General features: G+C 61.1%; 19 protein-coding genes. 5 read left to right on the forward strand and 14 right to left on the reverse strand.

Annotated features, from left to right (window positions below; all coding sequences use genetic code 11):
- Positions 1–12 precede the first annotated feature (12 nt).
- Positions 13–561, reverse strand: coding sequence for a chorismate--pyruvate lyase family protein (locus L861_RS19400; RefSeq protein ID WP_021029236.1), 549 nt, complete (start codon positions 559–561; stop codon positions 13–15).
- Positions 562–643: 82 nt separating this feature from the next.
- On the opposite strand from L861_RS19400, the gene L861_RS19405 reads away from it, so the two are divergent.
- The 4 genes from L861_RS19405 (at position 644) to L861_RS19420 (ending at position 3,719) form a co-directional block, all read left to right on the forward strand.
- A complete protein-coding gene (locus L861_RS19405) occupies positions 644–1,804 on the forward strand; it encodes an FAD-dependent oxidoreductase (protein ID WP_016418355.1) in 1,161 nt (386 codons plus the stop codon).
- Between the two features lie 163 nt (positions 1,805–1,967).
- Positions 1,968–2,243, forward strand: coding sequence for an HU family DNA-binding protein (locus L861_RS19410; protein ID WP_016418356.1), 276 nt, complete (start codon positions 1,968–1,970; stop codon positions 2,241–2,243).
- Between the two features lie 136 nt (positions 2,244–2,379).
- Positions 2,380–2,736, forward strand: a complete 357-nt coding sequence (locus L861_RS19415) for a hypothetical protein (RefSeq protein WP_016418357.1) — start codon at positions 2,380–2,382, stop codon at positions 2,734–2,736.
- A gap of 53 nt (positions 2,737–2,789) precedes the next feature.
- Positions 2,790–3,719, forward strand: coding sequence for a LysR family transcriptional regulator (locus L861_RS19420; protein WP_016418358.1), 930 nt, complete (start codon positions 2,790–2,792; stop codon positions 3,717–3,719).
- A 176-nt stretch (positions 3,720–3,895) separates the two neighbouring features.
- On the opposite strand, the gene L861_RS19425 is transcribed toward L861_RS19420, so the two are convergent.
- The 7 genes from L861_RS19425 to L861_RS19455 all read right to left on the reverse strand — a co-directional run bounded on the left by L861_RS19425 (position 3,896) and on the right by L861_RS19455 (position 11,986).
- Positions 3,896–5,452: an aldehyde dehydrogenase family protein gene (locus L861_RS19425; protein WP_016418359.1), complete on the reverse strand. Its 1,557-nt coding sequence runs from the start codon at positions 5,450–5,452 to the stop codon at positions 3,896–3,898.
- Entirely contained in the window at positions 5,452–6,327 is an 876-nt protein-coding gene (locus L861_RS19430; protein ID WP_016418360.1) for an NAD(P)-dependent oxidoreductase, read from the reverse strand. Before L861_RS19430 ends, L861_RS19425 begins: the two co-directional genes overlap by 1 nt.
- A gap of 96 nt (positions 6,328–6,423) precedes the next feature.
- On the reverse strand, positions 6,424–7,578 hold the full coding sequence (locus L861_RS19435; RefSeq protein WP_016418361.1) for a M20 aminoacylase family protein: 1,155 nt from the start codon (positions 7,576–7,578) through the stop codon (positions 6,424–6,426).
- An 11-nt stretch (positions 7,579–7,589) separates the two neighbouring features.
- A complete protein-coding gene (locus L861_RS19440; protein ID WP_016418362.1) occupies positions 7,590–8,078 on the reverse strand; it encodes a hypothetical protein in 489 nt (162 codons plus the stop codon).
- Positions 8,065–8,886, reverse strand: coding sequence for a DUF3100 domain-containing protein (locus tag L861_RS19445; RefSeq protein WP_016418363.1), 822 nt, complete (start codon positions 8,884–8,886; stop codon positions 8,065–8,067). The genes L861_RS19440 and L861_RS19445 overlap by 14 nt, the downstream gene beginning before the upstream one ends.
- A 98-nt stretch (positions 8,887–8,984) precedes the next feature.
- Complete coding sequence (gene recG / locus L861_RS19450; protein WP_016418364.1) at positions 8,985–11,066, reverse strand: ATP-dependent DNA helicase RecG; 2,082 nt, start codon at positions 11,064–11,066, stop codon at positions 8,985–8,987.
- On the reverse strand, positions 11,063–11,986 hold the full coding sequence (locus L861_RS19455) for a hydrogen peroxide-inducible genes activator (RefSeq protein ID WP_016418365.1): 924 nt from the start codon (positions 11,984–11,986) through the stop codon (positions 11,063–11,065). Before L861_RS19455 ends, recG begins: the two co-directional genes overlap by 4 nt.
- Positions 11,987–12,067: 81 nt before the next feature.
- Here L861_RS19455 and L861_RS19460 point away from each other — a divergent pair, with 81 nt between their 5' ends.
- Positions 12,068–12,943 carry an SDR family oxidoreductase gene (locus L861_RS19460; RefSeq protein WP_016418366.1) on the forward strand — a complete coding sequence of 292 codons (876 nt, stop codon included), beginning with the start codon at positions 12,068–12,070 and terminating at the stop codon, positions 12,941–12,943.
- Between the two features lie 6 nt (positions 12,944–12,949).
- Here L861_RS19460 and L861_RS19465 read toward each other — a convergent pair whose 3' ends face one another.
- From L861_RS19465 to gmk, 6 genes are all read right to left on the reverse strand, one after another.
- The gene (locus L861_RS19465; RefSeq protein ID WP_236617180.1) at positions 12,950–13,459 is read right to left on the reverse strand and encodes an acyloxyacyl hydrolase; all 510 of its coding nucleotides are present in this window, start codon (positions 13,457–13,459) and stop codon (positions 12,950–12,952) included.
- A gap of 9 nt (positions 13,460–13,468) precedes the next feature.
- The gene (gene thpR / locus L861_RS19470) at positions 13,469–13,984 is read right to left on the reverse strand and encodes an RNA 2',3'-cyclic phosphodiesterase (RefSeq protein WP_016418368.1); all 516 of its coding nucleotides are present in this window, start codon (positions 13,982–13,984) and stop codon (positions 13,469–13,471) included.
- A gap of 151 nt (positions 13,985–14,135) precedes the next feature.
- Positions 14,136–14,525 carry a deaminase RidA gene (gene ridA, locus L861_RS19475; RefSeq protein ID WP_016418369.1) on the reverse strand — a complete coding sequence of 130 codons (390 nt, stop codon included), beginning with the start codon at positions 14,523–14,525 and terminating at the stop codon, positions 14,136–14,138.
- 86 nt (positions 14,526–14,611) lie between these two features.
- On the reverse strand, positions 14,612–16,750 hold the full coding sequence (locus L861_RS19480) for a RelA/SpoT family protein (protein ID WP_016418370.1): 2,139 nt from the start codon (positions 16,748–16,750) through the stop codon (positions 14,612–14,614).
- Between the two features lie 30 nt (positions 16,751–16,780).
- The gene (rpoZ, locus tag L861_RS19485) at positions 16,781–17,032 is read right to left on the reverse strand and encodes a DNA-directed RNA polymerase subunit omega (RefSeq protein WP_016418371.1); all 252 of its coding nucleotides are present in this window, start codon (positions 17,030–17,032) and stop codon (positions 16,781–16,783) included.
- Positions 17,033–17,106: 74 nt separating this feature from the next.
- On the reverse strand, positions 17,107–17,739 hold the full coding sequence (gmk, locus tag L861_RS19490; RefSeq protein WP_021029237.1) for a guanylate kinase: 633 nt from the start codon (positions 17,737–17,739) through the stop codon (positions 17,107–17,109).
- Positions 17,740–17,765: the final 26 nt, after the last annotated feature.

The raw sequence follows: 17,765 nt of genomic DNA on the forward strand, positions 1-17,765 counted from the left end.
AACAACCCCATCCTAGCTTGCGGGCAATACCAATTCATCTTTCATGGTGTCAAGAAAGAACTCTTGGACCAGTACCGTGAAGCGCCCATGACGGAATACCGAGCGCCGCCCCCAAGGGCCCGGGGCCGGATAGAAGGGGGCGTGGCGGCGAGTGATATCGATGGGGCCACGTTCGAGATCCGGCTGACGAAACAACCAGCTTCCTAGGGAACTTTCGCCCAGGCGGTCCAGGCGTTGGCCACGTAGCCGCGATAGTGGTGCCACGGAACGCGCCACCACCCATGGACGTTCAGCCACGCACAATGCCACTTCGCGCAGCCAAGCGTGTCGGCCCAGTGGCAGGCCCAACGCCAGAGCTTCGTCATGGCAAGGGCGGGCGATGCGCTGGTTTATCAGGCGTACGCGGAAGTCGCGATGGCCAGCCGCCGCCATCAATCTGGCCGTCAATGAGTCGCTCGAGGCGACCCAGCTCCACCATGACGGACTCATGGCCGGGCGACTGGCCGCGGCTGGCTGCCAATGGGGGGACCAGGTCGAAGCGGTTGTCAGGCTATCGTGCACCAAGCAGCCTCCGGGGCAGGGTCAGAATCGGCGCGCGTAGTGTACCATGTGGGCTCCACGAAATTTGCTAGCCAGGAGCATCATGAGCGCACCCCTGACGATACTCGGCACTGGCATGGCCGGCCTGGGCCTGGTCCGACAACTGCGTGCCCATGATCCCGAGCGAGCGATCACCTTGATCACCGCGGACAGCGGTGACGACTATTCCAAGCCCCTGCTGTCCACCGGTTTTGCCAAGCGTCTGCCGCCAGAGCGCCTGGCACAACGCTCGGCATTGGACGTGGCGGATCAATTGGGTGTGGTGGTGCGCACTCATACCCGTGTCACGGCTATCGATACCCAATCGAGAACACTAAGGCTGGGGCCCGAGGCATTGCCTTATGGTGAATTGGTGGTCGCCATAGGAGCCGAGCCACAGCCGCCGATGGCAATTCCCCTCCACCTGGCGGCAAGGGTCTTCACCATCAACGATCTTGATGACTATCGGGCCTTTTACTCCACCTTGACGAGCCTGGGCCGACCTGCCCGAGTGGCCATCGTCGGCGCTGGTCTGGTGGGCTGCGAATTCGCCAACGACCTGGCGGGTGGCGGCCATCAGGTCAGCATGATTGCCCCCGAGACGGCACCGCTGGTGCGCTTACTGCCTGAGCCGTTGGGCAAGGCTTTGGGTGAAGCCATGCAGGATGGAGGGATCGAACTGCTGCTGGGACGTACCCTGGCTACGTTAGAGGATGCCGGAGCCGACGTCGGTCTGACCTTGAGCGATGGTCATGCTCTGGAGGCCGATCTGGTACTGGTCGCCACTGGCCTCAAGCCGCGAATCCAACTTGCTGCCGAGGCGGGTATTGACGTCAGTGAGGCCGGTATACATACCGATCGCTATCTGCGTACTTCGGCTCCCGATGTTTATGCGTTGGGTGATGTGGCCTGCGTGGACGGCGTCAATGCCATGTACGTACAGCCGCTGCAGGCAAGCGCCAAGGCGTTGGCGGCAACGCTTGCCGGTACCCTGACCCGGGTCAGCTACGGTCCCTGGCCGGTGTTGGTGAAAACCCCCTTGTGCCCAGTGGTAGCGCTACCGCCAACACGGCCACCAGCACACTGGAGAATCGAAGGGAAGGGCCCTGATTTGACGGCGCTGGCAGAAGATGAAGACGGACGTTTGATTGGATTTGCGTTGACAGGCGCCTGTGTCAGGCGGAAAGTCGAACTGGCGCGAGCTGCACCAGCATTGCTAGTCTAGTGTCGTTGTGCCCAGTGCACCGCTCTGACACTCAGTGCTCAATGCATCGGGGGCGGTTGCCGATAACGCTGAAGGGTGCGTCTTCATTTCGGAGCGCACGTTGTTGTCAACAACAAGAACGGCGGTGAATTGCCGCCTTGTCATGCCAAACTAGGAGGGCTGTATGCGCAAACCAGAACTCGCCTCGGCGATTGCCGAGCGTGCCGATCTATCCAAGGACAAGGCCAGCCAGGTGCTCAATGTCATTCTCGACGAGATCACTGGCAGCGTGGCCAAGGGGCAGGATGTATCGTTGATCGGTTTCGGCTCCTTCACCGTGCGCGAGCGCGCCGCTCGTACCGGCAAGAATCCTCAAACTGGCCAGCCGTTGACCATTCCCGCCAGCAAGACGGTGGCTTTCAAGCCAGGTAAGGCGCTCAAGGACGCCGTGGCTAAATAGCGCCGGTCTCATCGCGCTCCACAGCGTGGGGCAGCTTGGCGTCTAGGGCCGACGGGATGGGGCCGCGCCAAGTTTCGCCGGCTGTTTTTTCGCAGCCGGCGTACCCGTTTCTTCTCTGCCCGCCACAGGGACTGCCATGAAGCTTCGACTGATGCTGTGGTTACTCGGCCTGATGCTCAAACGCGCTCAGCGTCGCAAGCCTGGTTTTCGGGACACGCTCGCCGAGATACGTGGTCTGGACTGGGGCATTGCGACTGAAGACCTGACCATCGCTCGTCACTACCGCATGTCGCCTGATAGGGTTGAAACAGGTCCGGGTCTGCCGGTCGACCTCGACCTGGAATTGCGCTTCGCCGACGTCGATACTGCCGTCAAGGTACTGAGGCGGCCTACTCAACGGACATTTCTTGATGGCATGATGGCAGGCACCGTACGCTTGGTCGGTGACTCAGGCGACCTTCAGAAGTTGCAGAAGTTGCTTCGCTATATCTAGTAACATGTACCACGGTTCTGAATTGGCCAAACGCCTTCCCATAGAGAGCAACCGTGGACATTCCTCATCAGCGTCTCGTTTATTTTCGGATCGCCGCCGAATCGGGATCGGTGCGGCGGGCTGCGTCGCGCCTCAATATTGCGCCTTCGGCTGTCAGCCGACAGGTCGCACTGCTCGAAGAAGCCCTAGGCGCCGTTCTGATCGAGCGCCAGCGACATGGTATCCGACTGACACCGGTTGGTGAGATGTTGCTGGAGTATTGCGAGCGTCGCGGCGCACTGGATGAGAGCTTCATTGCCTCCCTTGAAGCTTACCAGCGCCTGGAAACCGGTACGGTGTCACTGGTGGTGGGAGAAGGCTTCGTCAGCGATCTGATCACTTCGCCGCTGCGTGAATTCACCGAACGCTATTCCGGTATACAGCTTGATATCCACTTGGCGGGCACCACTGGCATTATCGAGGCGATCGTCGAGGATCAGGCGCATATCGGTCTGATGTTTCATGAACGCACCCATCCCCAGCTACGCTTCTGGACCTCGAGCCCGCAGCCGTTGATGGCGATACTCCCTCCCGACCATCCACTTGCCGCTCAAGCGACACCGTTGACGCTGGAACAGCTCAGCAACCAGCCAATGGCCATGTGGGACCCAGGCCACGGGGTGAGGCAGATGGTCGATCAGGCCTTCCAACAGGCGCACCTGCGCCCGCGCCTGGCAATGAATACCAACTCCATGGTGGTGCTTGCCCAGTATGTACGCAGCGGCATGGGCATCACTCTCCTGCCGGGCTTTGCCGTGGCGCATGACCTCGATGTTGGCACTCTGGTGGCACGCCCCGTCGACGACCCGTTATTCCAGCGTTCCCAGGCCCATATGGTCACCCGTATCGGGCGACAGCAGCCCAAGGCCAGCGTACTGCTGTTGCGTCATCTGCAGCACTGGATGCAGGCATTCCGTGATGCGGAAGCGCCACGCTCACCCTGAGCCAACGTCGGCAATGTGGCGCTCATGCAGATGAGAATGGGCCTGTCCGGCGGCAAGGCTTCGCGAGGGCGCTGTGAACCCCTCCCTGGGCGCTACATTTGCCATCCTTGGCAAATGACCCTCGCTACGCCTTGCCCCCGGTGCCCATCAATTGCTGGGAGTTTTGTTAGTCGCACTTAGCCGACTCCATTGCCATATCCGAATGCCACGCTGGCCTCAGGAGCGGTTTCCACCCATACGCTTTGCGGTACGCTGTACTCACGCAAGCCGTCCAGACCACTGGAACGACCATAGCCGCTGTCACGGAAACCGCCGAAGGGCGACATCACATTGATGGCCTTGTAGCTATTGATCCATACCGTGCCGGCACGCAGCCTGGCAGCGACTCGATGTGCCCGGGCGGGATCCTGGGTCCACACGGCGCCGGCAAGCCCGAAGCGAGTGTCGTTGGCCAAGCGGATGGCATCGGCTTCATCATCGAAGGCCATTACCACCAGCACCGGACCGAATACTTCTTCTCGGGCGATTTCCATCTCGGGTGTCACGTCCACCAGCACGGTAGGAGCGATGAAATAGCCTTGAGCCTCTTCAGGCAGCCCTGTAGGCCGCTGGCCACCCGTCAATACCCTGGCGCCTGCTGCCACGGCACTTTCGATCATGCGCATGACCTGCTGGTATTGCCGGCGATTCTGCAACGGGCCCATGCGCGTGGTCTCATCATCCGGCAGACCCACGGCTATTCCCTCTGCGGCGCGGGCCAAGCGAGTGGCCACTTCCTCGAAGATCTCGCGCTGGACCAGCAGGCGTGAGCCCGCCACACAGCTCTGTCCGGCGGCGGCGAAGATCGCCGCTTGGGCACCGGCCACCGCCTCGTCCAGCCGTGCATCGGCGAACACGATGTTGGCCGACTTGCCGCCCAACTCCAGCACGCTGGGAGCCAAGCGCCTGGCTGCAGCCTCCGCAATCAGGCGACCACTCTCCGGCGAGCCGACGAACACTAACTTGCCGATGCCGTCATGGCCAGTCAGTGCCGCGCCGGTGGTGGGCCCCAGGCCGTTGACGATATTGATCAAACCCTTTGGCAAGCCGCCATTCTCCAGCAGTCTGGCGATCACCACAGAGGAGAATGGTGTTAGCTCCGAGGGCTTGAGTACTACGCCGTTACCGGCGGCGATGGCCGGAGCAAGCTGCCAGGCACAGGTGAACATGGGGGCGTTCCAGGGGGTGATCTGGCCGACCACGCCGTAGGGCACGTAACGCACGTAGTTGAGATGAGAAGTGGGCACCGGGATCACCTCGCCGTGCTGCTTATCGCACCAGCCGGCATAGTACTCGAACATCTCGCGCACCTTGACCACCTCGGCACGACAGTCGCGGATCGGCTTGCCGGCTATCAGGCTTTCCAGTCGCGCCAGGGCCTCCTCATGGCCGTCGAGGCCACGGGTTGCAGCCAGCATGCGCCGCCCGCGTTCGCTGGCACTCAGCGCCATCCACGCACCTTGGGCACAGGTGGCGGCGGCGACTGCCTGGTTGAGTAATGTGGCACCGGCGTCACGGTAGCGATACAACGCTTCTCCGGTTGCCGGGTTGTCGAGTTCGATTTCTTCACCGCCCCCGGCGCACAGGTTGCCGTCGATCCAATTGGAGGCAACGATGCCATCGTCGGTGGTCAGCAATTCGTCAAGAAGCGCTTGCAGTTGCTGTCGAGCCTGGTGATTAAGTGTGGAACTCATTATTGCGCGATCTCCATCATCAAGGGGGCGACGATACGATTGAAATCCTCATGGTCGGCGATGTCCTCGCCACTTTCTTGCCAATGCGCCACAACCTGTTCGAGAAGTGCCAGTGGCAGGTCCATCCCCTGGGCGGCATCCCGTGCCAGACGCAGATCCTTGCGCATCAGTCCCATGGTGAAGCCTGAGTCGAAGCGCCCGGAGAGTACCCATTCAGGGAAGTTGACTTCACTTACCGCGCTGCGCCCCGAGCCGCTGTTGAGCCCGGCCAGACAAGCGGCGGGGTCGACACCGCCGTTGGAGGCCAATGCCACAGCTTCGGCAGTGGTGATTAGGTGTGCCGCACACAGATAGTTGTTGGCCAGTTTTACGGTGTGGCCACAGCCTGGGCCGCCGACATGGGTATATTTCGACGACATGGCGTCGAGCATCGGCCGCAAGCGCTCCACAGTGCCCGGCTTGCCACCCAGCAGCATGCCCAACTTGCCGGTTGCCGCTCCACGCGGCCCGCCGCTGACCGGTGCATCCAGCCATTCACGGCTTGATGCTTCCACCGTGGCAGCCAGTTCCCGGCTTATCGCGGGGTCGGAGGTCGACGTATCGACGATCACGCTGCCTGGAGGCGCTATCGCCAGCAGGCCCGGAGCGGTTTCGATCACCTCGCGTACGTGCGCCGAAGTTGGTAGTGAAAGCAGGTATACGTCGCTTGCGCCGAGGGCTTCCGGGGCGACGACAGCCAGTCCCCGATCGGTGAGTCGCTGGCGGGTATCGGCACTGATGTCTGTACCAATGACGGTGAAACCGGCTCTATGCAAGGTCAGCGCCATGGCACCACCCATCTGGCCTAGGCCGATAACGGTGATATGGAAAGACATGTCAGACTCCTATGAAACGATGGGCAAAGGGTGTCCGGATCCGAGCCCTGAGAGGCCCGAACCCGGCTATTTCCATGCTGAAGGTGCTCGTTTTGTCTAGCGCAGCAACTTGGCAACCAGCTCGACCCAGTAGCGAGTACCGATCGGCAGCAACTGGTCGCTGAAGTCGTAGCGCGGGCTATGCAGCGGTGCGCAGTCATGGCCGTTACCCAGCCAGATATAGGCGCCTGGTCGTTGCTCGAGGAAGAAGGAAAAGTCCTCGGAGGCCATGCTGGGCGGGGGATTGCGCCGCACCTTGTCGCTGCCCAGCAGGTCATCGAGCACCTCGGCGCAGTGCTGGGCATGGTTCGGGGTGTTGATGGTTGCCGGATAACAGCGCCGATAGTCCAGCGACGCCTGCAACCCGTGGAAGCCAGCGAGCGTTTCGATGGCCTGGGTGAAGCGCCGCTCCAGGTGAGCCTTGAGTTCCATATCGAAGCAGCGCAGGGTGCCACGCAGCTCGACTCGCTCCGGAATGACATTGAAGGTATCCCCGGCATGGAAGCTGGTGATGCTCAACACTGCGGGCTGGTCGGGGGACGTCTCGCGGCTGATCAATGCCTGCAACTGGGTGACCAGTTGGCAGCTGGCCAACAGGGTGTCGGTGCCCAGGTGTGGCATTGCCGCATGGCAGCCCTTGCCGGTGAGGGTCAATGAAAAGATGTCGAAGGCCGCCATCACGGCGGTGTCGTGCACCGCCGCTTCCCCCACCGGCAGGCCGGGCCAGTTGTGCAGGCCGTAGACGGCATCCACGGGGAAGCGCTCGAAGAGGCCCTCTTCGAGCATGGCACGGGCACCACCCTCGTTCTCTTCCGCCGGCTGGAAGATGAACACTACCCGGCCTCGGAAGTCAGGCTGTCGGGACAGTGCCCAGGCCGCTCCGAGCAACATGGTGGTATGACCGTCGTGGCCACAGGCATGCATGCGTCCCGGATGGCAGGAGGCGTGGGCGACATCATTCTCCTCGGTGACGTGTAAGGCGTCGATGTCGGCTCTCAGGCCGATGCTCGGTCCCGCACCTCGGGCACCATCCAGCACGCCGACCACCCCCGTGCCGGCGATACCGGTGGTGACATCCAATCCCCACTCACGAAGCAAGGTGGCAAGGCGCTCGCTGGTGCGGAACTCCTCGAAGGCGGTTTCCGGGTGACGATGGAAGTCGTGTCGCCACTCGCGCAGAAGATCGTAGGAAGGCAGAGGAATAGATGGCATTGCGATTCTTCCTACAGCATCAGGTGGGCGACGACGGCCGAGCCGACGAAGGTGCCGGTGAACACCAGTAGCGAGACGATCACCAGTTTCCAGCCTGTCTGCCTGAACATGGTGAACTCGCGGCCGGTCAGTGCCAGCCCGGCATAGGCGAGCACTGGGGTCACCACGGCCAGGAAGTTTACGTGGGTGAGCTGCTCGACGATCCAGCCGTTACCCGGAAAAAACGGTAGCGTCATCAGGATGCTGACCAGCGAGACCCAGGCGACGCTGGGCAGGTAGAAGGGCGCGACACGCCCTATCCCCAGGCCGAGCATCACCATGGCGTAGAGGACTATCATGCCCGGCAGTGCCTGAAGCAGAGGTGCGCCGTTGACGATATTGGCGATCCAGGCGGCGACGCAGACCACGGCCAGCAGCAAGGCGGTCTTGCCGAGCTGGTTTTCGGGGCGCAGTTCCTGCAACTGCTCGTTATCGATGGTGACAGTATCAGAGGTTTTCATTGCGGGCCTCCTGAAGAGCGGTAGGGCTCAGACGCTTGTATAGCCATTCGGCAGCGGGCAGGGCGATGAACAGGGAAACATAGAGCCCCGTCGCATAAGTGAGCAGGTTGCTGGCACCGGAGAAGGCCAGGAGTTCGTCGCGCATGCCTGGCATTGCCTCGGCGAGGGCGCCGGAACAGGCCGCTACCATGCTGCCGCTTCCCACCCCGCAGGCCATGGCTAGGGCACGCACGTCGAAGATATCCAGCGATGCCAGATACCCTGCCATCAGCGCGAAGTAAAGAGTGCCGAACATGGTACCGACCACGTAGACCCCCATGATGCCGATGCCCTCTGGACTGCGCAGGCCGTACTTGTCGGAAATGATGGCGATGTTCGGCTCGCGGGCGATGGAATAGGTGGCACCAATGGTTTCACGCCCCATGCGCAATACCAGCACGGCGAAGGGCAGCGCCAGCAGCATGGTGCCGAGATTGCCCAATTCCTGCAGGATCAGTGCCGGGCCGGCGGCGATGATCTGCTCGATGGCTGGACCGATGGTAGAGCCGAACTTGGCAATGAAGGGCAGGATAGCGATCAGTATAAGCGGGCCTGCGGCATTGCTGACCGATTTGGGGATGATACGGTTCATGCCGGAGAAAAGGTGAGGATTGAGCAGTACACCGATGATGAAGGCGTAAAACAACGGCAGCAGTAGCAGAGTGCCGGGCCCCATCGGTATGCGGAGAATGCCGATCCACTCGGCGAGAAGTGACGCTAGTATCACCGTCAGGTGCAGGCGCCAGTTCAATAGCAGCTTGAGATCCATAAGGGTTGTCCTTGTTGTGGTATGGGACACCCCTGAGTATCGAAAGGACCTTGTTCTAATGATAGCGAGATAGTGTTCTTGATATTGGAACACCTCGCTCACACCTGCCCATACCTCCCCGCTTCTTCGCCCAACCAGCGACGGATCAGTGGCTGACTGGCCTCGGGTGCCTCTTCCAGTAAGGCCTTGGCCAGGGGGCTGACTTGATCGAGAAGATCGCGGTCGCGCTCCAGGTCGGCGATTTTCATCTGCGCCAGCCCGGTCTGGCGGGTACCCAACACCTCACCGGGGCCACGGAGTTCCAGGTCCTTCTCGGCGATGCGGAAGCCGTCAGTGGTCTCGCGCATCACCGCCAGGCGCTCGCGGGAATGGGCTGATAGTGGTGGATGATAGAGCAGTACGCAGAAGCTTTCGGTGGCACCACGCCCCACGCGACCGCGTAGCTGGTGCAGCTGCGACAGCCCCAGGCGTTCGGGATTTTCGATGATCATCAGGCTGGCGTTAGGCACGTCGACACCAACCTCGATCACCGTAGTGGCGACCAGCAAGTCCAGCTCGCCCTGCTTGAAAGCAGCCATCACCTCGGCTTTTTCGGTGGCCTTCATGCGCCCATGGACCAAGCCGATGGCAAGTTCCGGCAGTGCTTCCGCCAGGCTGTCACGGGTCGCTTCGGCGGCCTGGCATTGCAGGACTTCGGATTCTTCGATCAGGGTGCATACCCAATAGGCCTGGCGTCCTGCAGCACATGCCTGGCGGATACGGGCAACGACCTCAGGACGGCGTTCATCGGGCACGGCAACGGTCTGCACCGGGGTGCGGCCCGGGGGCAACTCATCGATCACCGAGACATCGAGGTCGGCATAGGCACTCATTGCCAAGGTGCGTGGGATGGGCGTGGCGGTCATCACCAACTGGTGAGGGGTCAGGCCGCCGGCCTCGCCCTTCTCGCGCAGTGCCAGGCGCTGGTGTACGCCGAAGCGGTGTTGCTCGTCGACGATTGCCAGCCCCAGGCGCTGGAAGTGCACGTCACCCTGGAACAGGGCGTGGGTACCGACCACCATCTGGGCGCGACCGTCGAGAATCGCGGCCTTGGTATCGAGACGAGCCTTGCCCTTGAGTTTGCCGGCCAGCCAAGCGACTTCGATGCCGAGCGGTGCCAGCCAGTCACGAAAGGTACGGAAGTGCTGTTCGGCAAGGATCTCGGTGGGTGCCATCATCGCTGCCTGGCAGCCACCGGCGATTGCCTGCAGCGCGGCCATCGCTGCCACCACCGTCTTACCCGAGCCAACGTCGCCCTGTACAAGCCGCAGCATCGGTACCGGACGCTCGAGGTCATGGGCGATCTCGTCGAGCACGCGGCGCTGGGCGCCGGTCAGGGCAAACGGCAATTGGGTGACGAAACGCGCCTGCAGTCCGCGTCCGGAAGGCAGGACGGGAGCACCATCGGCTTGGATGCGTAAGCGCACCTGGCGCAGGCTGAGCTGGTGGGCCAACAGTTCCTCCAGGGCCAGACGGCGCTGGGCGGGATGACGTCCGTCGGCTAGGCGCGCCAGGTCGGCATCGGGCGGCGGCTCGTGCAGGTAATGCAGTGAGCTGTGCAATTCGGGGAGGCGAAAACGCTCGCGCAGCGGCTGTGAAATCCAATCCGGCAATGCGGCGGGTGCGGCATCGAGCTTCTCCAGGGCCTGACCGATCAAGCCACGCAGGCGTGCTTGGTGGAGCCCTTCGGTGGTGGGATAGATCGGCGTCAAGTGGTCGTCCACGGGGGTATCGCCGGCCTTGAGCAGACGATACTCGGGGTGGTAGAGCTCTAGGCCTGTAGCCCCGGCACGTGCTTCGCCGAAGCAGCGTACGCGCACCCCAGGCTGGAATTGTTGCTGCTGGGCGGGTGAGAAGTGGAAGAAACGCAAGCTCAGGATTCCCGAGCCGTCCTTGAGACGTACCAGCAGGCTGCGCCGACGCCCCCGTACCACGTCGCTGGCAGCGACCTCGCCTTCGATCACGGCTTCGTGCCCGGCTCGCAAGGTAGCAATCGGCGTGATGCGGGTGCGATCCTGATAGCGCAGTGGCAGATGGAAAAGCAGATCGGCAACGCTCTCGACACGCAGCCGTGCCAACTTGACGGCCAGCGCTTCGCCGACTCCTGACAGCGCCGTGGCCGGTTGCGTCAGATCGCTCATGCCGGCTCGGGTTGCTGGAGACGGCGGCAATTGACGATGGCATTGGTCAGGGCGTCGATGGCCTTGGGACGCGGGAAGCTGGCTCGCCAGGCGACGGCCACCGTGCGCGAAGGAGCCTCTGGCGTAAAGGGACGACTCTCCAGTACCCCAGCCTCGTAATGGCCGGTACCGATGGCTGAATGGGGCAAGACCGTCACGCCGAGCTTGGAGGCGACCATATGGCGGATGGTCTCCAGCGAGCCGCCCTCTGCGGTCAGGGTATTGCTGGGGCTATTGAGTTGGGCACTTATTGCTGGGCAGGCCTCGAGAATCTGGTCGCGGAAACAATGGCCTTCACCGAGCAGGAGTAGACGCTCCTTGAGCAAATCTTCCTTGTCGATGGTGACCTTGGCTGTCCAGGGGTGGCCAGTTGGCATCAGAACCTCGAAGGGCTCCTCGTACAGCGGTTTGGTCAGCACATCGGTTTCGGTAAAGGGTAAGGCGACTATGATTGCATCCAGCTCACCACTGCGCAGTTTGCGGCGCAGGTTGGCGGTGAAGCCTTCTTCGATGTACAACGGCATCTGCGGCGCTGTGCGCGCCAGCTCCGGCACCAGGTGCGGAAATAGGTAAGGTCCAATAGTATAGATGGCGCCGATACGCAAAGGACTGGTAAGTTGGTCCTTGCCAGCATTGGCCAGTTCCTTGATCACACTGCTCTGTTCCAGCACGCGCTGAGCCTGCTCGACGATCTGTTCACCCAGCGGGGTGACCTGTACCGTGGACTTGGAGCGTTCGAACAGGGCCACGCCGAGCTCTTCCTCGAGCTTTTTCACGGCCACCGACAGCGTAGGTTGCGAGACGAAGCAGCGCTCGGCAGCGCGGCCGAAATGACGCTCCTGCGCCAAGGTTACGATATAGCGAAGTTCTGTTAGAGTCATGGTGGTGCCTTCTACGGCATCCTCTTGAATCAGATGGATAGGCTTTCCAATAGGGACTTTTTATCAAGGGGCGACAAAAAGGTGAAGACAACGACTCTGATTATTGGTTGTGGCGATATCGGCATGTCCTTGGGGCGGCAGTTGAAAGAGGCCGGCCATCGGGTGTTGGGTGCCCGTCGCAACGTGCAGATGCTCGAAGGTAGCGGCATCGAAGCGCTGGCATTGGATATCAATGATGTCGATACGCTTTCGGCATTGCCCGATGTCGATATTCTGGTCTATGTGGTGAGTGCTGACCACTTCGACGAAGGTGCCTATCAGGCCGCTTATCCAAAGGGGCTTGCGTCCGTCCTGGCTGAGTATGGCCAGCGTGACGTTCCTCCCAAACGGGTTTTCTTCGTTTCTTCGACCAGTGTCTATGCTCAGCAATCCGGTGAGCAAGTCGACGAGTCGAGCTCCACCGAGCCGCACGGCTTTTCGGGACAGTTGATGCGTGAAGCCGAGCAGATTCTGCTCAAGCATGCAGTGCCTGGCACCGTAGTACGCTTTTCGGGCATTTATGGGCCAGGCCGCGATCGCCTGATACGCCAGGTCAGCGAGGGACGCATAGCTCCGGCCTCCCCGCCGATGTATACCAATCGTATTCATCGCGACGACTGTGTCGGAGTGTTGGCCCACCTGATCGACCTGTGCCTGGCCGGCGATGAGATCGAGGAGTTGTATCTGGCTACCGATTGCGAACCGGCCCCTTTGCACGAGGTGATGAGCTGGTTGGCTGAAAAGCTCAAGGTGGAAACCACCGATATCATCCAGTCGCCTCTCAAGCGCCGCTCGAGCAAACGCTGCGACAATACGCGGTTGCTTGAGTCCGGCTACCGTTTCCGCTACCCCACCTACCGTGAGGGATACACGCATGTGCTCAAGGAAGGTGGTTTCCTCGAAGGCGTGAAAGCCTAGGTGTTCCTACATCGGTAGACGATAACCCAACGCGAATACCTCAAAGCCATCGTTGGGCTGTTTGATACCGCCGTTGGAGTAATGGGTGATACTCGCGTTCAATTCGCCACTGGCGAAGGGCATGCCCACTGCCAGGCGATCTTCGAACTGGAAGGAGGTGGAAAGTTCGCGTGATTCGAGCCGCGTGTCGAGAAACACGCTGGCGCCGATTCCGGCTTCCACGAACACACCGCTCTCGCCTGTGAAGGTGTAGCGAAAGGCTGGTGTGATCAGCCAGGCGAGATTGCCATTGTCGTGGTCGCTGGACAGCAGCAATGCACCAGTGCCCAGACGCAGGCTGAGTTGGGGATGCCAGTGATCGAGGTCGAACTCATGATCGAGCTCGACCTTGAGGGCAGCGGTATTTTCGCTGGTCGCGCCGGCAGCGAGATAGAGGTCAGCGTTGGCGGGTGAAGTGGTGGCCAACAGAATGGCAGCCATCCATGGGGCAGTGGTGACCAGGGACTTCCTTGGCATCGTGACTCCTCAGTCGAACACCGAGTGGGCGAGAGAGACGTAACGGCGTCCAGCGCCGTCTGCAACAGATTGTATCAATTTTAACTGATGATAGCGCCAGTCGAGGTGGACGTCGGGAAGTGATGCCCATGACGGCCGGCGCGCCTTGCGTAGTAGCGTGATGTGCGGCAGGAAAGGACGTGACGGCGGTGTGAACTCGTATTCTGCCAATGCCTGCCATAGTCGCGCCTGCAATACGTCGAGAGCGGGGGCGGGAAACTGGCTGCCTAACCACAAGATACCGCCACGCTTGAAGTGACCGTAGCGATCCAATGTCCACTGCCCAGCCGGGCAATGAAATTGTTGGGTCATAGCGACCAACTGTGAGGCCTGCACCGGGGACACCTCGCCAAGAAAGGCCAGGGTCAGGTGCATGGCCTCGTCGCGTGGACGACGCCCGCCACAGATACCTTGGGCCTGGCGAGCCAGGGCTACCAGCTCATGGCGCAGCGCGTCATCCGGCCACAAAGCAAAGAACAGCCGCATGTTAGAAAGCTAGAAAGTCGGCGAACGACGGTCAGGCAAGGCAAAAACCGGCGAGAAAACGGACTGGGCTCGCACACGAATTTACAAGCGTAAATGAGTATTTCGAGCCGGTTTTTAACGCAGCATGGCCGAGTGCAGCCACTTTCTATCCTCAGTCACCAATGACCATGATGGCTTCCGCTTCAACCTGACTCCCCTTCGGTAACGCCTTGACGCCGACCGCAGCACGTGCCGGGAAGGGAGAGGTGAAGAACTCTTCCATTATCTGATTGACAATGGCGAAGTTGCCGAGGTCGACCAGATAGAGGTTGATCTTGACGACGTCGGAAAGCGAGCCAGCGGCTTCCTCGCAGACCGCCTTGAGGTTGGCAAAGACCTGGCGGGCCTGGGCCTCGAAGTCATCGGAGACCAGCTCCATGGTGGCTGGATCGAGCGGGATCTGGCCCGACATGTAGACGGTGTTGCCGGCCTTGATGGCCTGGGAGTAAGGACCGATGGCGGCGGGTGCCTTATCAGTGTTGATGACGGCCTTGTTGCTCATGGTGTCGCTCCTTGGTGTTATAACGATGAGTTCATAATAAAAAACGACCATCCGCCGCGCCTGGCGCGGCGGATGGTCGCGGGGTTTCAATTTCGGACGCGCGAGATCCTGCCCACATGGGGCAGGTTGCGAATCCGTTTGATGATGCGTGCCAGGTGCACGCGGTCACGCACGGCGATCGTCAGGTTGACGATCGACAATCTAGCATCACGCTCTTCGATGCCAATGCGTTCGATATTGGCATCGGCATCGGTAACCAGGCTGGCCAGTTCGGCGACCAGGCCGCGGCGGCTTTCCATTTCGATGCGCATGGCCACCGGGAAGTCGTCCTGAATCTGCTGCGACCATTCCAGGGCGAACAGTTTCTCCGGATCGTTGCGAAGTTCGTCGAGATTGCGGCATTCGGCACGGTGGACGACGATGCCCTTGCCCACGGAAAGGTGGCCGATCACCGGATCGCCCGGCAACGGGTGACAGCAGCGCGCGAAGTTGATCACCATACCTTCGGCCCCGCTGATCACGATGGGGCTGTCCTGGTCCGAGGTACGTAGCCGGTCGTCGGAAACTGTGCCATCAGGCAAGGCATCGAGCAGGCGACGGGCAACGGCATAAGCCAAACGTGTACCCAGTCCGATGGACTCCAGCAGTTCGTCCTCGTGCTTGAGTCCCATGTTGTCGAGTAGGCTGCGCAAGTACTCCTTGGGTAGTTCCTCCAGGCTGGTGTCGAAATCGGCCAAGGCCTTGTTGAGCAGCCGGCGACCGAGCTGAACCGATTCGGTGTGTTGCTGGTGCTTCAAGGCATGACGAATCGCCGAACGCGCCTTGGCGGTGACCACGAACGACAACCAGGTAGTATTGGGGCGTGCTCCCGGCGCCGTGATGATTTCCAGGGTCTGACCACTTTCCAGCCGCGTCGACAGTGGCGCCAGGTGGCGGTCGATGCGACACGCAATGCAACTGTTGCCAATATCGGTGTGCACACTGTAGGCAAAGTCGATCACCGTGGCGCCCTGGGGCAGTTCCATGATGTCGCCCTTGGGAGTGAATACGTAGATGTCGTCGGGGAACAGGTCATTCTTGACGTGTTCGATGAACTCCAGCGGATTGCCGGCGTGGCGCTGCATCTCGAGCAGCCCGCGTACCCATTCGCGAGCCCGGGCGTGGCTGCCGGCAGCAATCGGGCGCGCAGTCTGGCCGGCCTTGTAAAGCCAGTGAGCGGCGATACCGTTGTTGGCCATGGCTTCCATCTCGCGAGTGCGAATCTGCACTTCGATAGGCATGCCGCTCGAGCCGAACAGGGTTGTGTGCAGGCTTTGGTAGCCATTGGCCTTGGGGATGGCGATGTAATCCTTGAAGCGCCCGGGAACCGGCTTGTAGAGGTTGTGCACCGCGCCGAGGATGCGATAGCAGCTATCGACGTCATCGGTGATGATACGGAAGCCGAACACATCCATGATCTCGGCGAACGACTTGCGCTGATCGCGCATCTTGCGATAGATCGACAGCAGGTGTTTCTGGCGGCCGATTACGGTTCCCGGCAAGCTATCGTCGTCAAGACACTTCTGCAGACTGTTCTGGACCTGACGAATGGTCGAGCGACGGTGACCGCGGGCCTTGCTGACGGCATGCTTGATGCGTTCGGCCCGCATCGGATGAAGGGCCTGGAAGGAGAGATCCTCGAGCTCGACACGAATGGTATTGATGCCCAGTCGACTGGCGATGCGTGCGTAGATCTCCAGCGTTTCGCGGGCGATGCGGCGTTTCTTTTCCGGGCGCAGCGCGCCTAGGGTGCGCATGTTGTGCAGGCGGTCGGCGAGTTTGACGATGATTACCCGGATGTCCCTGGACATCGCCAGCACCATCTTCTGGAAATTCTCCGCCTGGGCGACCGCCTTGTCCTCGAAAGTGATCTGGGTCAGCTTGGAGACGCCATCGACCAATTCCGCCACCGGCTCGCCGAATTGAGCGGCCAAGGCGTCCTTGGATACCCCGGTATCCTCAATCACGTCGTGCAGCATGGCAGCCATCAGGCTCTGATGATCCATGTGCATGTTGGCGAGGATATTGGCCACCGCCAGAGGGTGGGTCACATAAGGCTCACCAGAACGCCGACGCTGGCCATCGTGGGCCTGCTCGGCGTAATAGAAGGCACGCTTGACCTGCTGGATCTCATCCGGGGGGAGATAGCCGCCAAGTCGGTCGGCGAGGTCATCGATGGTGAACATGAAGCGCGCCTATGCCCAAAATGACGAACGTCACTCCTCTCCCAGCTCGGGCTCGCGGCGTGTCCTTACAGGAGCTTCGATCGGTTCGTCGAGTACATTCTCGTCGATCTTGCCAGCGGCGATCTCGCGCAGCGCCATGACGGTGGGCTTGTCATTTTCCCACGGCAGCAGGGCATCGCGGGAGCCACGAGCGAGCTGGCGGGAGCGCTGGGTAGAGATCATCACCAGCTTGAATCGGTTTTCGACGTGTTCCAGACAATCTTCGACGGTAACTCGCGCCATGGGTGGTATCCTGCTATTACGGTTAAATGCGTGGGACGCATGTGGTTGAAACGCTTGGGGGAGAATAAATGAGTCTACTCGACCCCGTCGTCGCGTGACAAGAGCGCCTCGATTAGCGGCCCATGGCGTTCGCGGATTCGTTCCAGGCTGGAACGGTTGGCTCGCACCAAACTTTCCAGATCGGTCAATGCCGTGTTGAAGTCGTCGTTGATGATCACGTGGCGGTATTCGTCGAAATGCGACATCTCGCTGATGGCATCGCGCATACGGCGTTCGATCACGCTGTCGTCATCGGTACCACGGCTGGCCAGCCGTTCGCGCAGGGCAGCGCGCGAGGGTGGAAGGATGAAGATCGATTCCGCTTCCGGTACCTGAGCGCGCACTTGGCGGGCGCCCTGCCAATCGATTTCCAGGATCACGTCCTGGCCAGCGGCAAGCAACGCCTGCACTGCCGGTCGTGAGGTACCGTAGTAGTTGTCGAACACTCGGGCGTGTTCGAAGAAATCACCCCGTTCGATCATGCGCTCGAAGGCGGAAACGTCGACGAAGTGGTAGTTCTCGCCATCGACCTCGCCGGGCCGCTGAGGGCGGGTGGTGTGCGATACCGAAACCTGGATGTTGTCGAGGCGTTCGAGCAGCGCCCGCACCAAGCTGGTCTTGCCAGCGCCAGACGGCGCGGAAACGATGAAAAGAGTACCGTGGGACATGATAATGTGTCCGATTGAGCCGCTTC

This window comes from Litchfieldella anticariensis FP35 = DSM 16096, assembly GCF_000409775.1.
Classification (GTDB): Bacteria; Pseudomonadota; Gammaproteobacteria; order Pseudomonadales; family Halomonadaceae; genus Litchfieldella; species Litchfieldella anticariensis.